The sequence below is a fragment of the Ancylobacter sonchi genome (assembly GCF_018390695.1).
In the GTDB taxonomy this organism is placed as follows: domain Bacteria; phylum Pseudomonadota; class Alphaproteobacteria; order Rhizobiales; family Xanthobacteraceae; genus Ancylobacter; species Ancylobacter sonchi.
In genome coordinates, this window is the sequence record NZ_JAHBGF010000026.1 from 65,649 (window position 1) to 87,403 (window position 21,755).

At 69.2% G+C, this 21,755-nt stretch carries 19 protein-coding genes; 9 read left to right on the forward strand and 10 right to left on the reverse strand.

Annotated elements, in window-relative coordinates; genetic code table 11:
* Positions 1 to 65: 65 nt before the first annotated feature.
* Together KHC28_RS14795 and KHC28_RS14800 are read right to left on the reverse strand one after the other, a co-directional pair.
* A complete protein-coding gene (locus KHC28_RS14795; protein WP_312893205.1) occupies positions 66 to 761 on the reverse strand; it encodes a L,D-transpeptidase in 696 nt (231 codons plus the stop codon).
* 150 nt (positions 762 to 911) lie between these two features.
* The gene (locus KHC28_RS14800) at positions 912 to 1,391 is read right to left on the reverse strand and encodes a hypothetical protein (RefSeq protein WP_214009133.1); all 480 of its coding nucleotides are present in this window, start codon (positions 1,389 to 1,391) and stop codon (positions 912 to 914) included.
* 176 nt (positions 1,392 to 1,567) lie between these two features.
* Here KHC28_RS14800 and KHC28_RS14805 point away from each other — a divergent pair, with 176 nt between their 5' ends.
* The 6 genes from KHC28_RS14805 to KHC28_RS14830 all read left to right on the forward strand — a co-directional run bounded on the left by KHC28_RS14805 (position 1,568) and on the right by KHC28_RS14830 (position 7,927).
* Complete coding sequence (locus KHC28_RS14805; RefSeq protein ID WP_214009134.1) at positions 1,568 to 2,071, forward strand: GNAT family N-acetyltransferase; 504 nt, start codon at positions 1,568 to 1,570, stop codon at positions 2,069 to 2,071.
* Between the two features lie 198 nt (positions 2,072 to 2,269).
* The gene (locus tag KHC28_RS14810; RefSeq protein ID WP_214009135.1) at positions 2,270 to 3,208 is read left to right on the forward strand and encodes a DMT family transporter; all 939 of its coding nucleotides are present in this window, start codon (positions 2,270 to 2,272) and stop codon (positions 3,206 to 3,208) included.
* 118 nt (positions 3,209 to 3,326) lie between these two features.
* Positions 3,327 to 4,559 (forward strand): ABC transporter substrate-binding protein, encoded by a 1,233-nt coding sequence (locus KHC28_RS14815; protein WP_214009136.1) that lies wholly within the window; start codon positions 3,327 to 3,329, stop codon positions 4,557 to 4,559.
* A 40-nt stretch (positions 4,560 to 4,599) separates the two neighbouring features.
* Positions 4,600 to 6,462, forward strand: a complete 1,863-nt coding sequence (locus tag KHC28_RS14820) for an ABC transporter permease (protein ID WP_214009137.1) — start codon at positions 4,600 to 4,602, stop codon at positions 6,460 to 6,462.
* Positions 6,459 to 7,241 (forward strand): ABC transporter ATP-binding protein, encoded by a 783-nt coding sequence (locus tag KHC28_RS14825; RefSeq protein ID WP_214009138.1) that lies wholly within the window; start codon positions 6,459 to 6,461, stop codon positions 7,239 to 7,241. Before KHC28_RS14820 ends, KHC28_RS14825 begins: the two co-directional genes overlap by 4 nt.
* Positions 7,238 to 7,927 carry an ABC transporter ATP-binding protein gene (locus KHC28_RS14830; protein WP_214009139.1) on the forward strand — a complete coding sequence of 230 codons (690 nt, stop codon included), beginning with the start codon at positions 7,238 to 7,240 and terminating at the stop codon, positions 7,925 to 7,927. The genes KHC28_RS14825 and KHC28_RS14830 overlap by 4 nt, the downstream gene beginning before the upstream one ends.
* Before the next feature lie 24 nt (positions 7,928 to 7,951).
* Here the strand turns inward: KHC28_RS14830 and KHC28_RS14835 are convergent, their stop codons facing one another.
* A complete protein-coding gene (locus KHC28_RS14835) occupies positions 7,952 to 8,689 on the reverse strand; it encodes an aspartate/glutamate racemase family protein (RefSeq protein ID WP_214009140.1) in 738 nt (245 codons plus the stop codon).
* A gap of 207 nt (positions 8,690 to 8,896) precedes the next feature.
* On the opposite strand from KHC28_RS14835, the gene KHC28_RS14840 reads away from it, so the two are divergent.
* The gene (locus KHC28_RS14840) at positions 8,897 to 10,234 is read left to right on the forward strand and encodes an HdeD family acid-resistance protein (protein ID WP_214009141.1); all 1,338 of its coding nucleotides are present in this window, start codon (positions 8,897 to 8,899) and stop codon (positions 10,232 to 10,234) included.
* A gap of 70 nt (positions 10,235 to 10,304) precedes the next feature.
* Positions 10,305 to 11,591, forward strand: a complete 1,287-nt coding sequence (locus KHC28_RS14845; RefSeq protein ID WP_214009142.1) for a BNR-4 repeat-containing protein — start codon at positions 10,305 to 10,307, stop codon at positions 11,589 to 11,591.
* 28 nt (positions 11,592 to 11,619) lie between these two features.
* Here the strand turns inward: KHC28_RS14845 and KHC28_RS14850 are convergent, their stop codons facing one another.
* Positions 11,620 to 12,282, reverse strand: coding sequence for a class I SAM-dependent methyltransferase (locus KHC28_RS14850; protein ID WP_214009143.1), 663 nt, complete (start codon positions 12,280 to 12,282; stop codon positions 11,620 to 11,622).
* Positions 12,283 to 12,964: 682 nt separating this feature from the next.
* Here KHC28_RS14850 and KHC28_RS14855 point away from each other — a divergent pair.
* Positions 12,965 to 15,817 (forward strand): glycosyltransferase, encoded by a 2,853-nt coding sequence (locus tag KHC28_RS14855; RefSeq protein WP_214009144.1) that lies wholly within the window; start codon positions 12,965 to 12,967, stop codon positions 15,815 to 15,817.
* Between the two features lie 83 nt (positions 15,818 to 15,900).
* Here KHC28_RS14855 and KHC28_RS14860 read toward each other — a convergent pair whose 3' ends face one another.
* Genes KHC28_RS14860 through KHC28_RS14885 form a run of 6 tightly spaced genes read right to left on the reverse strand, consistent with a single transcriptional unit; the run spans position 15,901 to position 21,735 of the window.
* Positions 15,901 to 17,085 (reverse strand): cytochrome P450, encoded by a 1,185-nt coding sequence (locus KHC28_RS14860; RefSeq protein ID WP_214009145.1) that lies wholly within the window; start codon positions 17,083 to 17,085, stop codon positions 15,901 to 15,903.
* Complete coding sequence (locus tag KHC28_RS14865) at positions 17,082 to 17,942, reverse strand: glycosyltransferase family 2 protein (protein ID WP_214009146.1); 861 nt, start codon at positions 17,940 to 17,942, stop codon at positions 17,082 to 17,084. The genes KHC28_RS14860 and KHC28_RS14865 overlap by 4 nt, the downstream gene beginning before the upstream one ends.
* A 13-nt stretch (positions 17,943 to 17,955) precedes the next feature.
* Entirely contained in the window at positions 17,956 to 18,234 is a 279-nt protein-coding gene (locus KHC28_RS14870; protein WP_214009147.1) for an acyl carrier protein, read from the reverse strand.
* A complete protein-coding gene (locus KHC28_RS14875; RefSeq protein WP_214009148.1) occupies positions 18,231 to 19,856 on the reverse strand; it encodes a tetratricopeptide repeat protein in 1,626 nt (541 codons plus the stop codon). The genes KHC28_RS14870 and KHC28_RS14875 overlap by 4 nt, the downstream gene beginning before the upstream one ends.
* Positions 19,853 to 21,094, reverse strand: coding sequence for a polysaccharide pyruvyl transferase family protein (locus tag KHC28_RS14880; protein WP_214009149.1), 1,242 nt, complete (start codon positions 21,092 to 21,094; stop codon positions 19,853 to 19,855). The genes KHC28_RS14875 and KHC28_RS14880 overlap by 4 nt, the downstream gene beginning before the upstream one ends.
* Complete coding sequence (locus KHC28_RS14885; protein ID WP_214009150.1) at positions 21,091 to 21,735, reverse strand: class I SAM-dependent methyltransferase; 645 nt, start codon at positions 21,733 to 21,735, stop codon at positions 21,091 to 21,093. Before KHC28_RS14885 ends, KHC28_RS14880 begins: the two co-directional genes overlap by 4 nt.
* Between the last annotated feature and the right edge of the window lie 20 nt (positions 21,736 to 21,755).

A 21,755-nucleotide genomic window follows, 5' to 3' on the forward strand; every position in this document is an offset into this window, starting at 1 on the left:
CGCCCGACCAGACGGCGAGCCATGCAAGTGTCGCATGCACAAGTGCCGGCGGGATCGTACGGGGATCAGATCACCCGCACCAGCGTGCCGATGCGCACGCGGTTGTAGAGGTCGATCACATCGTCGTTGCGCATGCGGATGCAGCCGGAGGAGACCGCCTGGCCGATGCTGTCGGCCTCGTTGGTGCCGTGGATGCGGTACAGCGTGTTGCCGAGATAGAGCGCGCGGGCGCCGAGCGGATTGTCCGGGCCGCCTTCCATGCGCTCCGGCAGGCCGGGACGACGGGCGTGCATCTCCGCCGGCGGGATCCAGGCCGGCCACTCGGCCTTGCGGCTGATGCGCTCGGCGCCGTTCCAGGCGAAGCCCTCGCGCCCCACCCCGATGCCGTAGCGGACCGCGCGGCCGCCGCCCTGCAGGAGATAGAGGAAGCGCGCGCCGGTATCGACGATCACTGTGCCGGGCGGATCGGCCGAGACATAGGGCACGATCTGCCGGTTGTACTCGGCATCGACGCCCCGGCCGCCGCCGCCGTTCTGGTAGACCGGCGAGGAGCCGCTGCCGTCGTAATGAATGCCGCCCGCGTCGCCGCTGCCCACCCCGGGGCGGGAGGAGAACACCGCGTAATTGCCGTCGTCGATGCCGTAGAGACCGCCGCCGAAGCCGCCGGCGCCCTGCGCCGCCGCCGGCACCGCCGCCAGCAGGGTCGTCAGCACGGCGACCAGGATGGCGAGAACCGCCCCCGAGGCCACCGCGAGCGCCACCGGGAACCCGGCGGCGCGCCGCTCTTTACGCCGAGGCCGACGCCCCACACACGTCTGCAATCGCATGCCAAGGCTCCGGCGCTACCGTTCCACAGGCCCCCAGCTTTCACCGCGCATGGTTAATGCGCGGTTAGTCGCGGAACATTCGGATCAGGGGCAGCGGACATAGACCATGGTGCCGTAGCGGCCCTGCACTTCCGGGTCGAGCCACTTCAGCACCAGCATCTGCCCGTCGAAACGCACCACTTCGCGGTCGGCCTGCGAGCCCGGCGGCTCATCGGGCAGACCGATATAGATCGGGCCCGGCGCCACCTGCTTGGACACCAGCTCCGACGGCGTCGACTGGTCGGCGAGATACATCATGAAGCCGCCATTCGAGCCGGCGCTGATCACGTAGGGCTGCCGGCAGCCCTGCCGGGCCTGCGCTTCGGTGCGGGCGGCGTCCTCCGGCCGATGGAAGGCGGCGAGGCCCCACTTGCCGACCAGCTGCTGGGCGGTGATCGGCGAGGTGTAGCGCGGCATGGCCGGCTCGATCGGCGACGGCGCCTGCGGGCTGCTGGCACAGGCGGCGACCAGAGCGGCCACCGCGGCGATGAGGGACAGACGCACGAAACGACGGGACAGCTTCATCGAGCACTCCGGGACAGGCAGATGCCGGTCGGACGACCAGCGACCAGGCAAACCCGGCCGCAAGATTAAGGGGTATCTTCCCTGCCTATGGGCTTTACGCAGGGAGCAGGAGAACACAATAGTGCGCCCGCTTCGCCTCGTCGACGTTACCTGAGCCACACTGCGAGAGAATTCCATTGAATCCCCCCTTGATTCGCCCGGCGCTCGACAGTGATGGCGACGCCATCGCCGCGCTGATCGCCGGCGCCTTCGCCGAATATGAGGGGTGCGTCTTCGACCGCGCCGCCGAATTTCCCGAGCTCGACGCCATCGCCAGCCATTTCGAGGCGCGCGGCGGCATCATCTGGGTGGCGGCCGACGGCGCGGCGATCATCGGCTCGCTCGCCGTCGCGCCGATGCGGGTGGAGGGCGTGCCCGCCGGCACGCTGGAGATCACCAAGGTCTATGTCGCCCGCGCCGCCCGCCGCCGCGGCGTCGCCCGCGCGCTGATGAACCACGCCATCGCCTTTGCCGGCGCGCAGGACGCTCAAGAACTGCGCCTGTGGACCGACACGCGCTTCCTCGACGCCCACCGCTTCTATGAGAGCCTCGGCTTCGAGCGCCTGCCCGGTGCGCGGGCCCTCGGCGACCTCTCGGATACCTCGGAATATCCCTACCGCCTGCCTTTCGCCGGCGTGTGACCGACCAATCGCTGACGGGCCCGCCGACAACGAAGCCGTTCACCTTTCCCCGCGAATACTCTAAATCACCGCGGCGAGGCCGCGCGCGGCCCGCGCCGGCCCGATTCGTCCCGCCGGCATGCGACGATCCTTCGCCGACCGGAGCGCGTTTCCGTGCCGGCGCGCCTCGGCGGAGCGTCCCGCCGCGTGAGCCTCGACATGACCCGCCCCGTCAGCGGTCCGGCCGCCGGACGCGCCCACCGCCCCGCCCTCGCCTCTCCCGGCCCCGCCGTGCTGGCGATCGCCGGCATCTTCCTGCTGTCCGTCATGGACGGGGTGATCAAGTTCGTCGCCGAAACCCATTCGACGCCGCAGGTGGCGCTGATGCGCTACCTCGCCGGCGGCGCCATGGCGTTCCTGGTGTTCGCGGCGCTGCGCACGCCGAGGCCCGACCGCGCGACGCTGCGCCCGCATGCCTGGCGCTCGGTGGTGGTGATCGCCACCGCCCTCACCTTCTTCTACGCGCTCGCCACCCTGCCGCTGGCGGTGGTGCTGGCGCTGTCCTTCACCTCGCCGATCTTCATCGCGCTGTTCGCCGGGCTGATTCTCGGCGAGCGGCCCGGCCGCTCGGTGCTGCTCGCCATCGGGCTGGGCTTCATCGGCGTTCTGGTGGTGCTGTCGCATCAGATCACCGCCGCCGATGCGAGCACGACCAGCCATCTCGGCGTCGCCGCCGCGCTGATCTCCGCCGTCACCTACGCGCTCTCCATGGTGGTGCTGAAGAGCCGGGCCTCGCGTGACCCGCTCGCCACCATCGTGCTGTTGCAAAACGTGTTTCCGGCGCTGCTGGTCGCCCCGCTCGGCCTGCTGGCCTGGACGACGACCGACTGGACCGAACTGGTGCTGATGCTGGCCATCGGCGCGCTCGGCACCGGTGGGCATCTCTGCCTCGCCTCCGCCTATCGCAGCGAGGAGGCCAGCCGGCTCGGCGTGTACGAATACACCGCCTTCATCTGGGCCATCGCCATCGGCTTCTTCGCCTTCGGGGAAGTGCCGGGCTTCGGCACGCTGGTCGGCGCCGGGCTGATCATCGGCGGCGCGCTGCTGGTCTCGCGGCGGCGCCGGCTGCCGGAGCCGGAGGTCGATGTCGGCCCCTGACATTTTTCCGTTCCGGCAGCACTTTACGGAAGCCGTGGCGGACAATGGGGTGGACGGCCGGGCGCCACCGACTAATTTGTCGGGCAGCCGGACCCACCCTCCGACCCGGAGACTTCGCATGCGATCCGCCGCCCACCGCTCGCCCTTGCTCGCCCGACTCGCCGCCGGCGCAGCCCTGCTGCTGGCGAGCGTCGCCGCCACGGTGCCGGCCGGCGCCGCCGAGCCGATCCGCATCGGCGAGCTCAACAGCTACAAGGCGCAGCCGGCCTTCCTCGAGCCCTATCGCAAGGCGATGGAACTCGCCGTCGAGCAGGTCAACGCCGCCGGCGGCATCAACGGGCGTCCGCTCGAACTGATCACCCGCGACGATGGCGGCAATCCCGGCGACGCGGTGCGTGTCGCCGAGGACCTCGTCACCCGCGAAAAGGTCGACGTGCTCACCGGCACCTTCCTGTCGAATGTCGGCCTCGCCGTCGCCGGCTTCGCCGACAAGCGCAAGGTGTTCTTCCTCGCCTCCGAGCCGCTCACCGACAAGATCACCTGGGCGGACGGCAATCGCTACACCTTCCGCCTGCGCGCCTCCACCTACATGCAGGTGGCGATGCTGATGCCGCATGCGGTGAAGGCGAACAAGAAGCGCTGGGCGCTGGTCTACCCCAACTACGAGTACGGCCAGTCGGCCGCCGCCACCTTCAAGACCCTGCTGAAGGCGGCGCAGCCCGACGTCGAGTTCGTCGCCGAGCAGGCGACCCCGCTCGGCAAGCTCGACGCCGGCGCGGTGGCGCAGGCGCTGGCCGACGCCAAGCCCGACGCGGTATTCAACGTGCTGTTCGCCGCCGACCTTGCCAAATTCGTGCGCGAGGCCAACAGCCGCGGCACGCTGGACGGCACCTTCGTCGTCAGCCTGCTGTCCGGCGAGCCGGAATATCTCGACCCGATGAAGGACGAGGCGCCGCAGGGCTGGGTCGTCACCGGCTATCCCTGGTACGCCATCGACACGCCCGAGCACAAAGCCTTCCTCGACGCCTACCAGAAGAAGTATGGCGAGCCGCCGCGCCTCGGCTCGATCGTCGGCTACACCTCCATCATCTCGCTCGCCGAGGGATTGAAGAAGGCCGGCGGCCCGGACACCGAGAAGCTGGTCGAGGCCTTCAAGGGGCTGGCCGTCTCCGGCCCGTTCGGCCCGTTCACCTACCGCGCCAGCGACCATCAGGCCACCATGGGCGCCTTCGTCGGCACGCTCGGGCAGAAGGACGGCAAGGGCGTGATGCTCGATCCCGTCTATGTCGACGGGGCGAGCGTGCTGCCCTCCGACGCCGAGGTGGAGAAGCTGCGGCCCAACCGCGACTGATCCCGCTCAGGCCGGCCGAGGTCGGGAAAGGCACGCTCCGTTGACCCTCGATTCGCTGGCGTTCCAGATGATCAACGGGCTGGCCTCGGCCTCCGGCCTGTTCTTCGTCGCCGCCGGCCTGTCGATCATCTTCGGCGTCACCCGCATCGTGAACATGGCGCATGGCGCCTTCTACATGCTGGGCCTGTATCTCGCGGTGACGCTGGCCGACCGGCTGCCCGGGCCCTTCGGCTATTGGGGCGGGCTCCTCCTCGCCGCCCTCGCCGTCGGCCTGCTCGGCGCCGCGGTGGAGGTGCTGCTGCTCCGGCGCATCTACCACGTGCCGGAGCTCTACCAGCTGGTCGCCACCTTCGCCCTTGCCCTTATCCTCAATGACGCCGCGCTGTGGATCTGGGGGCCGGAAGACCTGCTCGGCCCGCGCGCGCCGGGGCTGAAGGGCTCGATCGAACTGCTCGGCCGGCGGCTGCCGGACTATGACGTCTTCCTCGCCCTTGCCGGCCCGGCGGTGCTGCTGGCGCTGCACCTCTTGATGAAGCGCACCCGCTTCGGCCGAACCGTGCGCGCGGCGACGCAGGACCGCGAGATGGTGGCGGCGCTCGGCATCAATCAGGCGCTGCTGTTCACCGCCGTCTTCGCGCTCGGCGCCTTCCTCGCCGGGCTCGGCGGCGCGCTGCAGACCGCGCGCGAGCCGGCCAACCTCAATCTCGACCTCGCCGTGCTCGGCGACGCCTTCGTGGTGGTGGTGATCGGCGGCATGGGCTCGATCCCCGGCGCCTATGTCGCCGCCGTGCTGGTGGCACTGGTCAAGGCGCTGTGCATCGCGCTCGGCACCGTCGAGATCGCCGGCTGGGCGTTCAACATGACCAAGCTGACGCTGGTCGCCGAGTTCCTGGTGATGGCGCTGGTGCTGGTGCTGCGCCCGCAGGGACTGTTCGGCCGCCCGCATGGCGCCCCGGCGCGGGGACTGGCGAGCGAGGCGCCGTTGCGCCCGATGGGCGGCACCGGCCTCGCCCTCGCCGGCGCCGCTTTGGTCGCCGCCCTCGCCGTGCCACTCGTCGCCACCGCCTGGGCCTATGCCCCGGTGCTCGCGCTCGACATGCTGATCGCCGTCATCTTCGCTGCCTCGCTGCACCTGTTGATGGGACCGGGCGGCATGGCCTCCTTCGGCCACGCCGCCTATTTCGGTCTCGGCGCCTACGGCACCGCGCTGGCGGCGACCGGGCTCGGCCTGCCGACGCTGCCGGCCTTCGGCATCGGCATCCTCGCCGCCGGGGCCGGCGCGCTGGTCTTCGGCTGGTTCTGCGTGCGGCTGGAAGGCGTCTATCTCGCCATGCTGACGCTGGCCTTCGCACAGATCGTCTGGTCCGTGGCGTTCCAGTGGGAGGAGGTCACAGGCGGCTCCAACGGGCTGATCGGCATCTGGCCGGACTGGCCGTTCGACAGCCGGACCGGGCTCTATCTCGCCGCGCTCGCCGTCGCCGTGGTCGTGCTCTGTCTCATTCGCCGGCTGATCTTCGCTCCCTTCGGCCATGCGCTGCGCGCCGGGCGCGACGCGCGCCTGCGGGCGGAAGCCTCCGGCATCGACGTCGCCCGCATCCGCTGGCTCGGCTTCCTCGTCTCCGGCCTCGTCGCCGGCGCGGCGGGCGGGCTCTACGCCTTCGCCAAGGGCTCGATCTCGCCGGAGACGCTGACGGTCGGGCGCTCCATCGACGCGCTGGTGATGGTGCTGCTGGGCGGGCTCGGCAGCCCGGCCGGACCGGTACTGGGCGCCGGCGCCTTCACCCTGCTGCAGGACACGGTGATGCGCGAGACCGATTACTGGCGCGCTTTGCTCGGCGTGCTGATCCTCGCGCTGGTGCTGCTGTTTCCCGGCGGCATCGCCGGCGGGAGGCTGCGCCGATGAGCGAAGTGCCCGTGAGCGGAGTGCCCGTGCTCAGTGTCGACAACATCGCCAAGGCCTATGGCGGCGTGCAGGCGCTGGGTGGGGTGAGCTTCGAGGTGCGGGCCGGCGAGCTGCTGGCGCTGATCGGCCCCAACGGCGCCGGCAAGTCGACCTGCTTCAACGTGGTGAACGGCCAGATCCGTCCCGATGCCGGCACGGTGCGGCTGGCCGGGCGCGACATCACCGGCATGCCGCCGCGCGCCATTGCCCGGCTCGGCGTCGGGCGTACCTTCCAGATCGCCGCCGTCTTCGGCTCGCTCACTGTGCTCGCCAATGTCGAGACCGCCCTCGCCGCGGCGCGCGGGAAGAGCTTCGGCCTGTGGCGCCCGCAGGCCGGCATGGCGCGTGCGCAGGCGCTCGACCTCCTCGACCAGACCGGGATCGCCGCCCTGGCGGGCCGGCCGGCGGCCGGGCTCGCCTATGGTGACGTCAAGCGGCTGGAGCTCGCCATCGCGCTCGCCGGTTCGCCGCGCCTGCTGCTGATGGACGAGCCGACCGCCGGCATGGGCGCGCATGAGCGCCTCGCCTTGATCGGCCTGGTGCGTAGGCTTGCCGCCGCGCATGGGCTGGCCGTGCTGTTCACCGAGCATTCCATGGATGTGGTGTTCGGCCATGCCAGCCGCGTCGTGGTGCTGGCCCGCGGCCGGGTGATCGCCGATGGCAGCGTCGAGGCGGTGCGTGCCGATCCACGGGTGCGGGCGATCTATCTCGGCCATGCCGGCACGGAGGCGGGGGCATGACGGCGCAGCTGCTGGAGATCCAGGGGCTGGAGGCCTGGTACGGCCCGGCCCAGGCGCTGTTCGGCCTCTCGCTCGCCGTCGGGCGCGGTGAGGCGGTAGCGCTGATCGGCCGCAACGGTGCGGGCAAGAGCACGACGCTCAAGGCGGTGATGGGGCTGGTGCGCCGCCGCGCCGGCCGCCTCGCGTTGGATGGCGCCGACATCTCGGCCCTGCCGACCCACCACATCGCCCGCCTTGGCGTCGGCTACGTCCCCGAGGATCGCCGCATCTTCACCGAGCTGACGGCCGAGGAAAATCTCGACCTCGCCCGCCGCCCCGGCCGCGACGGCTCCGACCGCTGGCCGACGGAGCGGCTGTTCGCGCTGTTCCCCAATCTCGCCGAGCTGCGGCGACGGCGCGGCGACGCCATGTCCGGCGGCGAGCAGCAGATGCTGGCGGTGGCGCGCGCTTTGGTCGGCAATCCCGAGCTTTTGCTGCTCGACGAGCCCTCCGAGGGCGTGGCGCCGATCATCGTCGAGGAGATGACGACGGCCTTCCGCACGCTGAAGGCGGACGGGCTGTCCATTCTGCTGTCGGAGCAGAACGTCGCGCTCTGCGCCGAACTGTGCGACCGCGCCTACCATATCGATCAGGGCGAATTGCGCTGGAGCGGGCCGATGGCCGACGCCAGCTCGATTGTGGAGTAGGCCGATGGCGGAAGAGCCGGCCCCTCACCCGCGTGGCGCGAAATCGCCGAGCAGCCCGGTATAGGGCTTGGCCCGCGGCGGGGCATAGGCGCCGGCCTTGGAGGTGGTGAGGCCGACGCGCACCAGCCCTTCCATCAGCGCCACCGCGCAGGCGACGCCGTCGATCACCGGCACGCCGTGCTCCTCGCCGAGCGCGCGGGCGAGATCGGCCATGCCGGCACAGCCCAGCACCACCGCCTCGGCATGGTCCTCGCGCACCGCCCGGCCGATTTCCGCCGAGATGCGGGCGCGGGCATCGGAGGCGGGGTCCTCCAGCTCCAGCACCGCGACATCGGAGGCGCGCACCCGCGCGCAGCGCCGCGACAGCCCGTAGCGGTCGAGATTGGCCTCGATCACCGGGACCGAGCGCGACAGCGTCGTCACCACGGCGAAGCGATGGGCGATCAGGCTCGCCATGTGGAAGCCAGCCTCGCCGATGCCGATCACCGGCGCCCTCGCCAGCGCACGGGCGGCGTCGACGCCGGTATCGTCGAAGCAGGCGACGATATGGCCGTCGACCGCCTCGGCCTCCGCCCGCGCCACCGCATCGATCAGGCCGGGCAAGGCAAGGGCGTCGTCGTAATAGCCCTCGATGGAGGCCGGCCCCATCCGCGAGGTCGCCGGCAGGATGGTCGTCGCCTCCGAGGCGACCAGCCGGGCGGCGGCGGCGATCTTGTCGGTCATCGACTGGGTGGTGTTCGGATTGACGAGATGGAGGCGCACGTTCGGGCTACCGGCTTGCAGGAGGGGCGATGCGCCGACCTTGTCACGCTCGCCGCCTTGCCGCCAGCACCGGTTCCAAACTTACGGCGCGTGACGTCCCATGCCGTGGCCCGCCGCAGGGAACCGGAGAGCCGCGGCTTTCCATCGCCGAGGCCGTGCGGTAAGTTGGCGGACGGAACCCCTTGAATTCATTGACAGGTTGGGCTCGTGCTCAAGATCGCCTTCCTTTTCGTCGGCGCCGACGCCTTTCGCGCGCGCTGGTATGTGCTGCCGGTCCTGGGAGCCGTGCTACTGGTGCTGGCCAGCCTGCTCGCCCTCGATGCGTCCGACGGCGTCACGCTGGTGACCAAGGAAGCCATGGGTGCCGTCTTCATCCTCAACGGCCTGCTGGCGCTCTATGTGTTCGTGGCCCTGCCGCGCGAGGGCTCGCGCTACCTGTCCTTCCTGAAGGCGACCGCGCTGATCGTGCTCGGCAGCCTGATCCTCGATTTTCCGCTGGAGACCCGGATCACCATCGCCTGGCTGTTCGGCTTCGCCTTCGCCGTCGACGGCGTCGGGCGCATCGCCACCGCCACCGTGCTGCGCTTTCCCGGCTGGCAGGTACTGGCGGCCTGCGGGGTGGTCGAACTGCTGCTCGCGCTGCTGATCGTCACCGAATGGCCGCTGTCGCACAACCAGAACATCCCGTTCTGCATCGCGCTGCTGCTCGGCTTGTGGGGCTGGCTGCTGGTGCGGTTCGGCCTGATGCTGCGCTCGCTGGAGGATGAGGCCTCGGCGATGAACCTGCCGATCTTCGCCGGACGCGGCTGGTACCAGAACGCACCGGTGCTGATCGGCGGTCCGGGTCGGGAAGCGGTCGAGCACCCGATGATCGTGCATGTGTGGACGCCCGTCGGCTCGGCCTACCAGCCCGAGCGGCGGCTGCTCGTCGACCGCTACATCGCCGCGGTGGACGGCAACGGGGTGATCTCCACCGGCCACGCCGCGCTGGAAATGCAGCCGAACCTCTATATCAGCCACTACCCGGCACAGGAGATCGACCGCTCGAGCAGCGATTTCGCCGCCTCGCTGCGCGCCACGGCGGAGAACGACCTCAGGGGGCGCTTCCAGCCCTCCTACGATTATGAATCGAAGGAATGGTGCCCGGCCGACCAGAATGTCGAGTTCCATAATTTCGATCCGCGCCGTCTCCGGGCGTTCTGGGCCGGTTACCGGCAGGACGACACCTATAACCTGACCAACCGCAACTGCTCCGTCGTCGTCGCCGAAGCGCTCGACGCCGCGCTGGAAGGCTCGCTCGCCAGCAGATATCCTTGGGTGAGGCTGCTGCGGCTGCTCGCCAATCCCGACCTGTGGACCGCCGCGCTGATCCGCAGCCACGCTTACTCCATGACCTGGACTCCCGGACTGGTGCTCGACTATGCGCGCATCCTCGTCCGGCTGACCCAGGCCGAGCAGACCAGCTGGAGCAGCCGCTTCGGACGGTTCGTGCGGCGCCTGCGTCCCGGCTCGCCGACGGCCGCTCCCCAGTCGCCCGCCGCGTGAAGGCGAGCCTGTCCCCGACCTGGCCCGCGAAGATCGACAAGACGCGGATAAGAGGATTCGAGCCCAGAGCATGACCGGCAGCCCCCAGATCGGCGACCTCGGCGAGGCATGGGCCAGCAGCAGCGTGAACTGCGTGCCGTTCCGGCATCAGGCGGTGCTGCCCGCGGAGGACGGCTGGGTCACCGCCTTTTACGACGCCGCCGGCGACGTCGTGACCTGCCGTGTCGACGACGCCCTCCGGCCCGTGGTTCGCCATGTGACGCCCTCGCCGATAGCGCCGCACGACGCCCATGCCTGCATCAGCCTTGGGCGCGGCCCGGACGACGAGATCCACGTCGTGTTCGGCGCCCATGCCTCCACCGCCTGGCACATGCGCCTTGCCGCCGATCTGTCGCGCATCGTGCAGCCGCCGCGCGCGCTCGCGGAACAGACCGCCCAGCGCCTGACCTACCCGATGCTGATGCGGCGCGACGATCCGGCGGGGCTGATGCTGCTCTATCGCGACGGCGGCAGCGCGCGCGGCGAGATCCGGGTCAGTCGCTGGATGCCGGCGCAGCAAGCGTTCGTTCCTGATGAGACGGCGCTGATCTCCGGCGCCACCGGCAGGCCGAGTGCCGGCCCCTATCTCAACCGCCCGGTGCGGCTGCCGGACGGGCGAACGGCACTGTTCACCGTCTGGCGTCTCGCGGCCGAGCTGACCTCCGCCGGAGACGTCGCCAATGTCGGCATCGATCTGTTCATCGCCGATGCCGATCTCGCCCGGCTGACAACCGAGGACGGCGTCGCGCTCAGCCTGCCGGCAACGCCGTACCATGGCGCGCGGGCATGGGCGGTGCCTCCGGGACGCAACCTGATCAATCAGGCCAGCGCCGGCCTCGCGCCGGACGGGTGGCCGATGGCGCTGAGCTACTGGAACGACGCCACCGGCATTCCGCAATATCAGTTGCTCTGGCACGCGGGAGCGGGCTGGCACGCCGCGCCGGTCTCCACCTTTCGCCAGCCCTTTACGCTCGCCGGACGCGGCACGCTGCCGCTGCCGCATAGCCGGCCCGACATGCTGGTGCGCGCCGACGGGTCGGTGCTCTGCTTTTTCCGCAGCGCCGAATATGGCAACCGGCTGATGCTGAGCGTGCAGGCGCCGCCCTACGACCGGCGGCCGGCGGAGCCGCGTGTGCTGATGGATGAGGATCTCGGGCATTATGAGCCGATCCTCGATGCCGAGACCTATCGTCGCGACGGCAGCGTGCTGCTCTATGTGCAGGCCTGCCACCAAGGGCACGGCGACGATCCGCAGGCGCCGGCCGGCGCGCCGGCCCGGCTGATGCGCTGGCCGGCCGCGCAGGTCGCCGCCTGGTAGATACCCCGCGGCTCGTGCGGCGCGCCGCCTAGACCGCCTTGCGATAGGCGCGGCGGTGCTCGTGATTCGCCTTGTAGCCGATGTCGAGGCGCTGGAAGGCCGGGTCGTTGTCGAGGAACAGGTCGCAGATGAACTTCACATGGCAGGTCGCGATCTGCTCCTCGGTGAACAGCTTCTCCAGCGGCGGGTTGGACAGCTTGCTCATGGTAGGTGAGACGGCAAAGCTCCAGTCATAGTCGTCCATGAGCAGCACGCCGCCGGGGCGCAGCAATTCCTTCAGCAGCACCGTCGACGACGCGTCGTGGTGGTAGGCATGCGCGCCGTCGAAGAAGATGAAGTCGAACATCGCCGCCTCGCCGGCGGCGCGGCGCTCCAGCACAAGCTTGCCGAGGGTCCAGGCATAGCTGTCCATGAAGCGGCGGGTGTTAGGATGGCCGTGAAGATTCTCGAAGCCAAGACCACGCAGATCGACCAGTAATTCGGCGATGCGCTCCTCGAAGTCGAAGAAGTGGATCTCGCCGTCGCCGCCGAGTTGGCGGCAGAGTTCGACCGATGTCGCGCCGACACCGACCCCCACCTCGGCGATGACCGGCCGAGGCTGATCCTCCATGACCTGGCGGAGCAGATCGATTGCATGCCGCGCCGGGGTTGCGATGGCGGCGTATTGCGGATCCTGGGCTTTCTCAAGCATGGCGGGCCGGTGGGCTGGAGGGAGAGGAGCGTCGGCCCGGGATTATCATCGGTCGACCCCGATGCGGTAATATGTGTATGATATTACCTACACCCTCGACCTTTCGGCGCGCTCGGTGCAGGCTGATATTCCGGTACCTGGCGACAACGTGCCGGGGTCGTGCGTCGCCCGCCGAGCAGGACGCGCCGACTCGCCGTCTGCACTGAAAACAACGGATCGCAACGTTGCACGGAAGCGAGCAGAAGCTGTGGCCACGTCTTCGCGACGGAGCATGGTGCCGGAACGGAACGCATGTTGCGACGCCTCGCGTCTGTCCTGGCCGATTCCATGCTCGCTCTACGCGCCCTCGGCCTGAAGGGGCCTGCCCCTCGCCAAGGCCTACAATTCCCTGCTCCGGCACGACAAATGGTCTCCACCCGACGGCAATTTTGTTTTAGATTCAGCGCGGTATCGGCGTTGGGCGGCGCCGTTACGGAACACATGACAGAAAAAGAGTCAAAGGTGCCTACGCATGACCGTACAGCCAGAAATCTGTCTGTCCCTGATCGATCCGCTTCCTTCGACATCCTTCTCGGTTGGTTTCCGTGGCCGAAGCCGTATTCTCGACAATGGCTGGATAGTCGAGTGCTGGGCCCCGGAGGCGGGAGCGTCAACCCGGCTCGATGCCGATCCCGAAACCGGAGTGTCGCTGTCATGGCGCGGCGGAGCGAGCCGCGTCCGCCTCATCTGCCCCCTTCATATCGCCCCGCTGCTCGGACGTGAGGACGACTATCGCCTGCGGCTTCGTCTGCGCTTTGCGCCCGGCACCAATGGCGGGCGAAGCATCGAATGGATCGGCATCCAGGAAGCGACTGCCAGCCTGGAAACGCGCGACTTTGCCACGCTGGCCCTCGCTGCGGACCTCAAGGGCGAAACGCTGACAGCGGAAGGCAGCCTGCGCCAGCTCGATCCTTCCCGCTCATACCGGCTGGTGATCAAGTTCCGGCCGGAGGCGCGACGGGGGCATCTGGCCGGGCTCTCGCTGGAGGCACTTCCGGGAGCCGCGCGGAAGCTCCGCGTCGACGAGACCCCGGACACCCAGCGCCGGAAGGCCATCGTGGTCTGCTGGGACCTCGGCCACAATTGCGCGGGACGCGCCTATGTGGTCGCCGACCTGCTCGCAAGGGACTACGACGTCGAGATCGTCGGCGCGCTGTTCCCACGTTTCGGTACCGAAGTCTGGGAGCCCCTGCGCACCGCGCAGATGAAGATCCGCGCCTTTCCGAGCAGTTCCACGGCCGACTTCCTGTCCAAGGCGCGCAAGGAGGCGGCGCGCGCGCGACCGGACCTCGTCGTGGTCTGCAAGCCGCGCCTGCCCGGTATTCTGCTCGGCCTGCTGCTGAAGCATCGCTGGGGCTGCCCGACGCTCATCGACATCGACGATCATGAGCTGGCCTTCGTCGGCAATGGCGCGCCGATTCCCCTGTCGGCGATTCCGCAGGAGGCCGCCGATCTCGACCTGCCCTTCGCGGAGACATGGACGCGGGTGTCCGAAACGCTGGTGCCGCTGTTTGACGGCACCCTCGTCTCCAACATCGCCCTGCAGCAGCGGTTCGGCGGCACCATCGTCCGGCACGCCCGCGACGAGACGCAGTTCGTCCGCGACGACGCGGCCCGCGACGCGCTGCGCGCTCGCTATGGCTACGGCCCGGATGATCGCGTGGTGCTGTTCCTCGGCACCCCTCGCGCCCACAAGGGGGTGGTGAAGCTTGCCGAAGCGCTGGAGGCGACAGGCGATACCCGGCTGGCGCTGTGCATCATCGGCGCGACCGAAAAGGAGCGCGACGTCACCGACCTGTGCCGCTCGAAGGCGGCACGGATCGACATCTTCCCGCCCCAGCCGTTCCACGACCTGCCGGCACTGGTCGGCATGGCCGATGCGGTCTGCCTGATACAGGCCCCCAACGCCCCGGTGTCACATTACCAGATCCCGGCCAAGCTGTCGGACGCGCTGGCAGCCGGTGTCAGCATCGCCGTCAATCGGGTCCCGCCCTTCGCCGACCTGCCGGACGACGTCGTCACCCGCGTCGAGACCGACGCGGACCTCGTCGCCTTCCTCGCAGAGGTTGCCGAAGGACGCAGCCCCGGCGACCCGGAGGCCCGGCGGGCCTATTATCTCGGCGAGCACAGCTATGCGGCCAATCGGCAGCGCCTTGGCGCCGCCATCGCGACAGCCGAGGCACGTCACCGCCACTGGCCGTCGGAGGCGAGCCGGCTGCTGGCCGACCTCGTCTCCCGGTTCGATGTGAAACTGCCGATGACCACTCCCGCCTGGCTGCAGGACGAGATCGCCGTACCGGCGGTGCTGCGGGAAAGTCCGATCGACATCGCCTATTTCTGGAAGCAGAACGACACCGGCATCTACGGGCGCCGGCACGATATGCTGCTGCGCCATCTGGCCAATCATCCGCGCGTCGGACGCATCATGCAGTTCGACGCGCCGATCAGCGGTCCCTTCATCGGCTCGCGCGGCGATCCCGAGCGCGGCGTCGAGGATCAGACCAATCTGGTAGTCGCCAATGTCGTCGGCCGCTTCCTGCGCACGCGGGACGACGGCAAGATCGCGCGGCGTGTCTTCGTCCATCGCCACGAGCGGCCGAACCACCGGTTCCTTGGTGTCGATCTGCCGCCGCCGGAGGAATATCCGGCCTGGGTCCGCCTGATGCTGCGCGAGGCCGGGATGGCCGGACGGGCGCTCGGCTTCGTCGCGCCGGTGGTCGCCGACTACCCGCTGCTGCACGATGAGGTAGGCTTTCCGCTGTCGATCGCCGATCTCATCGACGACCAGCGCCAGATGGCGTCCGAGACGATGCGGGACAGCTACGAAGCGATCTACGCCGAGACGCTGAAGCGCGTCGACCTCGTGATCACCAATTGCGAGAACCAGCGGCAGGACTTTTCCTCGTTCCGGGGCGACATCCATGTCGTGCCCAATGCCGGCGAGCGGCTCGCGCCCGGACGCCGGGCACGCACCGGCGACCTGGCACGGCTCAAGGGACCGGTGCTCGGCTATGTCGGCAATCTACGCGCGCGCATCGATGTCGACCTTCTGGAGGATATGGCGCGACGGCGGCCCGACTGGCAGATCGTGCTGATCGGCTCCGCGCACGGCAAGCCGGAAGCCCTGAGGCTGCGCGGATTGCCCAATGTGCATTTCCTCGGCGTGCGCCCCTATGAGGAAGCGCTCGACTACATGCGGATGTTCGATGTCGCGATCATGCCGCATCTCGACAACGCCCTCAGCCGCTCGATGAACCCGCTGAAGCTCTATGTCTATCTCTCGGTCGGGCTGCCGGTGGTGGCGACGCCGGTGGCCAATATCGGCGACGTCGCCGACCGGATCGCGCTCGCCGCCGACGCCGATGGCTTCATCGCCGCCATCGAGCAGGTGCTGGCGTCACCGCCGCCCAAGCCGATGCCGCTGCCGCGGCGGCTGACCTGGGACCAGCGCGTGTCGGCGATCCTCCGGCTGATCGACAAGCAGCTGAGGAAATAGGAGCCGGCGCCCGCACGGATCCGCTCGCCGGGGACCCGGCAAGGCGTCCACCACGCAGGTGGGCCGCTCAAGGCCCTCCGCGCTCACCCCGCATGAGGCGTCAACACGCTGGGAAGCGCGCGGGGAATGCGAAAGCCCGGATGGACGATCCACTCCGGCGCCTCAGGGGTCGCCGGCACGATCTCGTAGGTGATCAGCACATCGAGGACCTGCGCGGCGAGTTGCCGCGCGGTCTTGCCGCCGATGCAGCTGTGCGCGCCGGTGCTGAAGGCCAGCGATGGCGGCCCGTTGCGCGCCGGATCGAAACACCACGGATCGGGATAGACGAGCGGATCGCGGTTGGCCGCCTCGATATCGAGCAGCAGCATGCTGCCGGCGGCGATCTTCCCGCCGCCCAGCTCGACATCGTCCATGGCGATGCGCCGCCCCAGCCGCCGCACCGGACCGGCGAGACGCAGCGCCTCCTCGATCAGTCGCGCCCGTGGCCGCTCCGCCGCGCGCGCCGCGCAGGCCACCGCGGGAAAATGCTGCAGCAGCAGCGCCATGTTCGACATGAAGCCGGCCGTGGTCTCGACGCTGGCGAGGATGAGGAACATGATGAGGCCGCAGATCTCCTCCTCGTCCATGCCGTACTCGGTCGTGCCCAGGCGCAGCGCGTTGTGCAACGGGCCGTCGCCGGAATGCTTCGCCGACGCGATGGCATCGAGAAGCACGCCGTTCACGCGTGCGGCCTCCTTGTCGAGGTGGGGCAGGGAAATGACCCGCGTTCCCTTCGCCCATTTCAGCATGACCGCGTTCATCATCTGGTCGAGCCGGTGCAGGGTCGGCGCGTCGATGCCGATGTTCAGCGCGAGAAGCTGAAGCGACAGCTGGTTGAGCAGCGGCACGAGGTCGACCGGCTCGCCATGGGGCGCCTCGCTTAGGATCTGCTCCGCCAGCCTCCGCTGCGCCTCCGGGGAGAAGGAACGGGTCTGCAGCGCCATGAGATAGGCGCGCGCCTTGGGGTGGTAGGGAGCGCGGCGCGCGATGAGCACGCCGCCCAGCAGGTTGGCGAGGCTGGGCAGAGACACCGCGCGCGCACTCTGCAGCTGCTGAAGTTCCTCGGCGATGTCGATGGTCTGCACCGCCGGATGCCGCAGCGCGGCCAGGCAGTCGGCATGGCGGGTAATCCGCCAGACGGCGCCGCCCTCCATGGCCACGGGTGGGCCGTTGTCGGAAATGTCCTGCAGGCCCAGCGTCTCGGGCAGAAGGCGGACACCCGCGCTCATGGCCGCGTGACGAGGTCGGTGCGCGGGTCGAACAGCCAGCCGGGCTGGCGCACCGGCGCCAGCGGCTTCTTGCGGATCTTCATGTATTCGAGCGCGAGCTTTCGGAAGATCGCATGGTCCGTCGCATTGGTGGCGATGCCGCCATGCACCTGGTGGAAAGTCCCCTCATTGGCGATCTTGATCAGCTGAACGTCGGGCAGCGCGCAGGCCCGGCTGAACATGTCCGGGTTGGCGGCGCCGCCGCCGGGGCTGCTGAAGCGCGCCTCATAGCCGCCGAGCGCCTTCCACGACGCGCGGGGCAGGCAGAGCGCGTTGCTCTCCAGCATCGGGCCGGGCCAGCTCTGTCCCACCTCCAGCACGGAGATATCGAACAGCCGATAGCCGTCATTCGGCCAGTCGATCGAGGCGAGCAGCTCCGCCTCGGTCGCCTCGTCATACCCCTCGGCGACGCTGTGATACTGGGGCTTGGCGCCGAGATGATAATTGTAGCTGGCGACGACCGGGTTGGGATGAAGCCGACAGGCGCGCAGATAGGCCTCGATCAGTCCCGGCGTCGCCAGGCGCGCGGCGTCGATCCACACCGCGATGATCGGCGCCGTGGCCTGCGCGATGCCGAAATTGAGCGCCGGCACCGGCGAATGCGGCGCGTCGCGCCAGGCATGGAGCGTGATGTCCAGCCCCGGCGTGGCGATCTCCTCCAAGGTGGGAGCCACGGCGGAGCCATTATCCACCACGATGACCTCGCAGCGCCCCGGGGGGCAGTTGCGCTGATAGGCGGGCGCCAGCGACATAAGGGTCCGCCGCAGTTGCGCCGTCATGTTGTAGCTGACGAGTACGAGGCTGATCTCGGGCTGCATGCCGATGGGCCCTTCAAGCGGCGCGCAGGACACCGCGGGCCACAAGGCCGTCGAGAACCCCGGTGACGGACGGCGTCTCGAACATGATTTCCGGCTCGATCTCGATATTGAGCTGCTCTTCCATGATGCCGGCCATGATCACCAGTTCCGCCGAATCCAGCCCGTATGAATCGAAGCTGGCATCGGGGGAGAAATCCTCCGGCCGCAGGTCCAGCGCGGACTGGATGTAGCTGTTCATCCACGAGGATGCTTCGGCGCGTGACGGCACGGATTTCGTGGCGGCGGGGGTCATGGAAGCCTTTCCTGATCGCGCATCTGTCCAGCGACCGCAGCACAGAAGCGACCGCGTGAAATCATTGTCAACGCCACGTAATGGTGGTCCACACCCGTTTCGCGGTGCACGTGGAGCTGGGAAATTTCGCTCAGGCGATCCGCCTGCTGGAGGTCCGTCTCGAACTGCCCGCCGACATGCATGTCGACGCGCATGTCCGGCGCCCGCGCCAGTTCAGTGGCGGCGTCCTCGAAGCGGTCGGCCACATTCACGCGCTGCTGCTGCGCCCTGCGCATCGTCCTCTGGAGACCGACCGGGGTACCCTCGAACTCCGGATCGACGGTGGTGAAGCCGCCGAACGTCACGGCGCGGCTGGCACCCAGTCGGGCACCGTACCGCATCGCCGACAGGCCGCTGACGGACGCGCCCACCGTTACCGTCTCGGCGGCACCCAGTTCGTCGATCAGCCGGCGCAGATGATCGAGCGTCGCGCCAATGCCGGGACCGAGAGAACGCAGGCCGGACAGCCCGGAGCCGAACATGGTGTCCCGCAGATAGATGACATTGGCCGGGAGCTCGGCCAGCACGGCATCGAGGCCGGCGAGCGGCAGCATCATGAAATTGCCGGTCAAGGTCGCGAAGACCACGAGCGTCATGGAGGCGCCAGGGGTACGGACGACCTGCACCTCAGCAGCCGGGTCGTCCTGCAGGCGCGCGCGTTGCCAGAACCCGTCCGGTATCCCGCCCAGAAGGGTGGCCAGCGGACGAGACGCCGTGCCCCAGCGCGATTGCGCCTCGAGCCCGTCGAGCAGGCGCCGCGCGGCGGCGGGATCGCCGGCCTGGAAGCAGGCCTTCGCCAGTTCGAACTCCATCAGGCCGTTCGACGAACGCCCCGATGTCTCGTTCATGCGGATGAGCCGATAGATCTCCCGCCACGGCCCGAGCGGGATCGCCATCCGGTTGAAGCTTCGGACGAAGAGGGGGTCGCCGGGAAAGCGCCGCAGCGCATCCGCGAGAATGGCGATGCCGGTCGCGTCGGCGACGGGCATCGCTCCCGCCAGCCGTCGGCACTGGAGGTGCGCGTCGAGCCGCAGCGCCGCCGCCCATCCGGGGAGCGGCGACAGCTCGTGCGAGCGCGCGAAAAATTCGGCCGCCTCCTCAAGTCGCCCCATGGCAAGGCATGAACTGGCGACCTCCCGCAGGAGCGCCGGATCGTCGGCCGCTACCGCGAGGCGCCGCTCCAGGATCTCGCCGGCCTCCCGGTTGCGCCGGTTGGCGGCGGCGATGCGGCGCGCGATGCGCGTCTTGTCGGCCTCGGGAAGCTCGCTGCTCTCCACCTGCTCGCGATAGAGCGAAATCGCGGCCGCCGTGTCGTGCCCCGCCATGTGGACACTGACGAGGTTGGCAAGCAGCCAGGGATTGCGTGGCCAGCGCTCCAGCAGCTTCTGGCCGTTGGCCAGCGCCTCCGCGTGTTCGCCCAAGGCCAGAAGCAGTTCGTTGCGCACCAGATGGCTGCGCAGATCGTCGGGATGCTCGGCCAGCAGGCTTTCGACCTGCGCCTTCGCTGCGGCGAGGCTGCCGGCCGCCATGGCCTGCCGCGCCTGCTGGCAGCGCTCGGCAATGGCGGGCGACGGCGCGCTCATGCGTTGCGACCCGTCGCGCGCCCGGACAGCGGCTGCAAGAGCCATCCCATTCCGCTCTTGCCCAGCCCGCCCGACAGATAGTGGCGCAGGAAGTCGGCGCGGCGCCCACGACCGGCGGCGGGATCGGCGATGGCCGCCGCCACGCGCGCCCAATGCCCGTCGAGCGCCTCATGCACCGAAGCCGGGATGCCCGCCGGCTGTCCGAGGGTCTCGGCGGCGCGCGACAGCGCGTCCGGCCATTCAGCCACGACATCCTTCGGCCGCTGCACATGCTCGGCCAACCCGGCGAGCTTGCGGAAGGCCGGCCGTGCGATCATCACGCCCGGCCGGCCATAGCTGAGCGCCGTCACATAGCCGTGCATCGAGTTGCCGGTATAGAGCCGGGCATGCGCGATGGCAGCAGCGATCTCGCGCAGGCTGAGCGGATCGTCCAGCACGACATGGGGGCCGGTCATGGCGGCGCCCAGCCGGCGTACCGAGTCGTCGTCGCCAAGACTGGGACCGATCGCGATCAATATGGGGGTCAGCCCGCGCGTCGATGCAAACGCGTCGAGCATCGCGGCGATCTGCGCGATAGCCTCCGCCTCCAGCCCCACCGCGCGCAGATGAACGGCCATCAACTGGGCATCGGCGGCGATCTGCTTGCGCGCGCACAGCGCGGCGAAGGCCGGCGCCAGGGCTTCCAGCGGCCAGACGCGCGACAGCTCGGTGATGCTGTCCGGCACCACGCTCACCGCTGCGCGGTGGGTGGAGCCCAGGAAATTCCGGCTCGGCACGTCACGGACGGCGACATAGTCGGCCATGGCGAGCACGGGCTCGACGGCAAGGCGCCGGATCTGCTCGGTGAAGGGAGCGGGAACGCCGGGAGCATTCCAGATCACCGGCACGTCCTGCAGCGCCCCGACCAGCGAGGCTCCGAGCCAGAGCGAGGGATAGGCCCAGGTGGGCAGATCGCCGATGCGGTATTCGTCGAGAAAGCTCGCCGGCCAGGCATGGACGAGCTCGCCGCCCCCGACCAGCACCGCGTCGCCTCTCAGCTCGCCGGGCAGCTTGCCCATCGGCTCCACCGCCATCGCGTCGCCGAACACGGTGCGCTGCATGGAGGGCGAGACGGGCACGACATCCCAGCCCAGCGGGGCCAGGCGGTGTGCGGCGACGATCGGAAACAGGAGGTCGCCATAATTGGCGACATCGAAGGTGCCGAAGAGCAGGGCGCGGGGGGAAACGGAAGGTGTCATCGCAGCAGGTACCAGCGCCGGCGGCCGAAGCGGGAGAAGTAGGGCGGTTCCATCAGGGTCGCCGATCGCCAGCCGGATTCCTCGAAGACGCGCAGGATACCGGGCTCGTCGAGCCAGAATGAATCGGGATTGCCGAAGGAAGACCAGAGGTCCCGGGTCTCCTGCAGCGTGGCTCCCGAATAGCCGAGCGTCGTGGCAGCCGGCTGGACGCGAGTCGAACCGAGCCCCAGCGCGTCGACAAGTTCCGGGCACCAGACTTCCGTGTCGATGATCGTCGGGCGCCCCTCACAGCGGCGCAGCAGATCGACCTGCTCGTCGAGACGCAGATGGTAGAGCAGGCCGACGATGCCGATGACGTCGAAACCGTCGAGCGGGAAGTCCCGCACATCCGCGAGAACATGAGCGATGCCCTCATAGACGGCGCCGGTCCAGGGCGGGCGCGCATCGACCGCGGTCACGGCAAAGCCGTGCCGGAGGGCGCGCTGGGCGAAGATCAGCGGCCCGGCGCCGAGGTCCACATAGTGCCGCCCCGCCGGGTCGCCGAGCTCCCGGAGAATGAGGTCGAACACGCGCAGCCGATAGGACAGCAGCTGCATGGATTTATCGTTCAGTCCCTGCGCCGGCGGGAAATCGAACGGCACGTCCCGGGTTTCTATCGACA

Bases quoted from the DNA above. Each gene is read 5' to 3' on its own strand.
- KHC28_RS14800 (WP_214009133.1), bottom strand. From the start codon at position 1,391: ATGAAGCTGTCCCGTCGTTTCGTGCGTCTGTCCCTCATCGCCGCGGTG.
- KHC28_RS14810 (WP_214009135.1), top strand. From the start codon at position 2,270: ATGACCCGCCCCGTCAGCGGTCCGGCCGCCGGACGCGCCCACCGCCCC.
- KHC28_RS14815 (WP_214009136.1), top strand. From the start codon at position 3,327: ATGCGATCCGCCGCCCACCGCTCGCCCTTGCTCGCCCGACTCGCCGCC.
- KHC28_RS14825 (WP_214009138.1), top strand. From the start codon at position 6,459: ATGAGCGAAGTGCCCGTGAGCGGAGTGCCCGTGCTCAGTGTCGACAAC.
- KHC28_RS14830 (WP_214009139.1), top strand. From the start codon at position 7,238: ATGACGGCGCAGCTGCTGGAGATCCAGGGGCTGGAGGCCTGGTACGGC.
- KHC28_RS14845 (WP_214009142.1), top strand. From the start codon at position 10,305: ATGACCGGCAGCCCCCAGATCGGCGACCTCGGCGAGGCATGGGCCAGC.
- KHC28_RS14850 (WP_214009143.1), bottom strand. From the start codon at position 12,282: ATGCTTGAGAAAGCCCAGGATCCGCAATACGCCGCCATCGCAACCCCG.
- KHC28_RS14860 (WP_214009145.1), bottom strand. From the start codon at position 17,085: ATGAGCGCGGGTGTCCGCCTTCTGCCCGAGACGCTGGGCCTGCAGGAC.
- KHC28_RS14865 (WP_214009146.1), bottom strand. From the start codon at position 17,942: ATGCAGCCCGAGATCAGCCTCGTACTCGTCAGCTACAACATGACGGCG.
- KHC28_RS14870 (WP_214009147.1), bottom strand. From the start codon at position 18,234: ATGACCCCCGCCGCCACGAAATCCGTGCCGTCACGCGCCGAAGCATCC.
- KHC28_RS14875 (WP_214009148.1), bottom strand. From the start codon at position 19,856: ATGAGCGCGCCGTCGCCCGCCATTGCCGAGCGCTGCCAGCAGGCGCGG.
- KHC28_RS14880 (WP_214009149.1), bottom strand. From the start codon at position 21,094: ATGACACCTTCCGTTTCCCCCCGCGCCCTGCTCTTCGGCACCTTCGAT.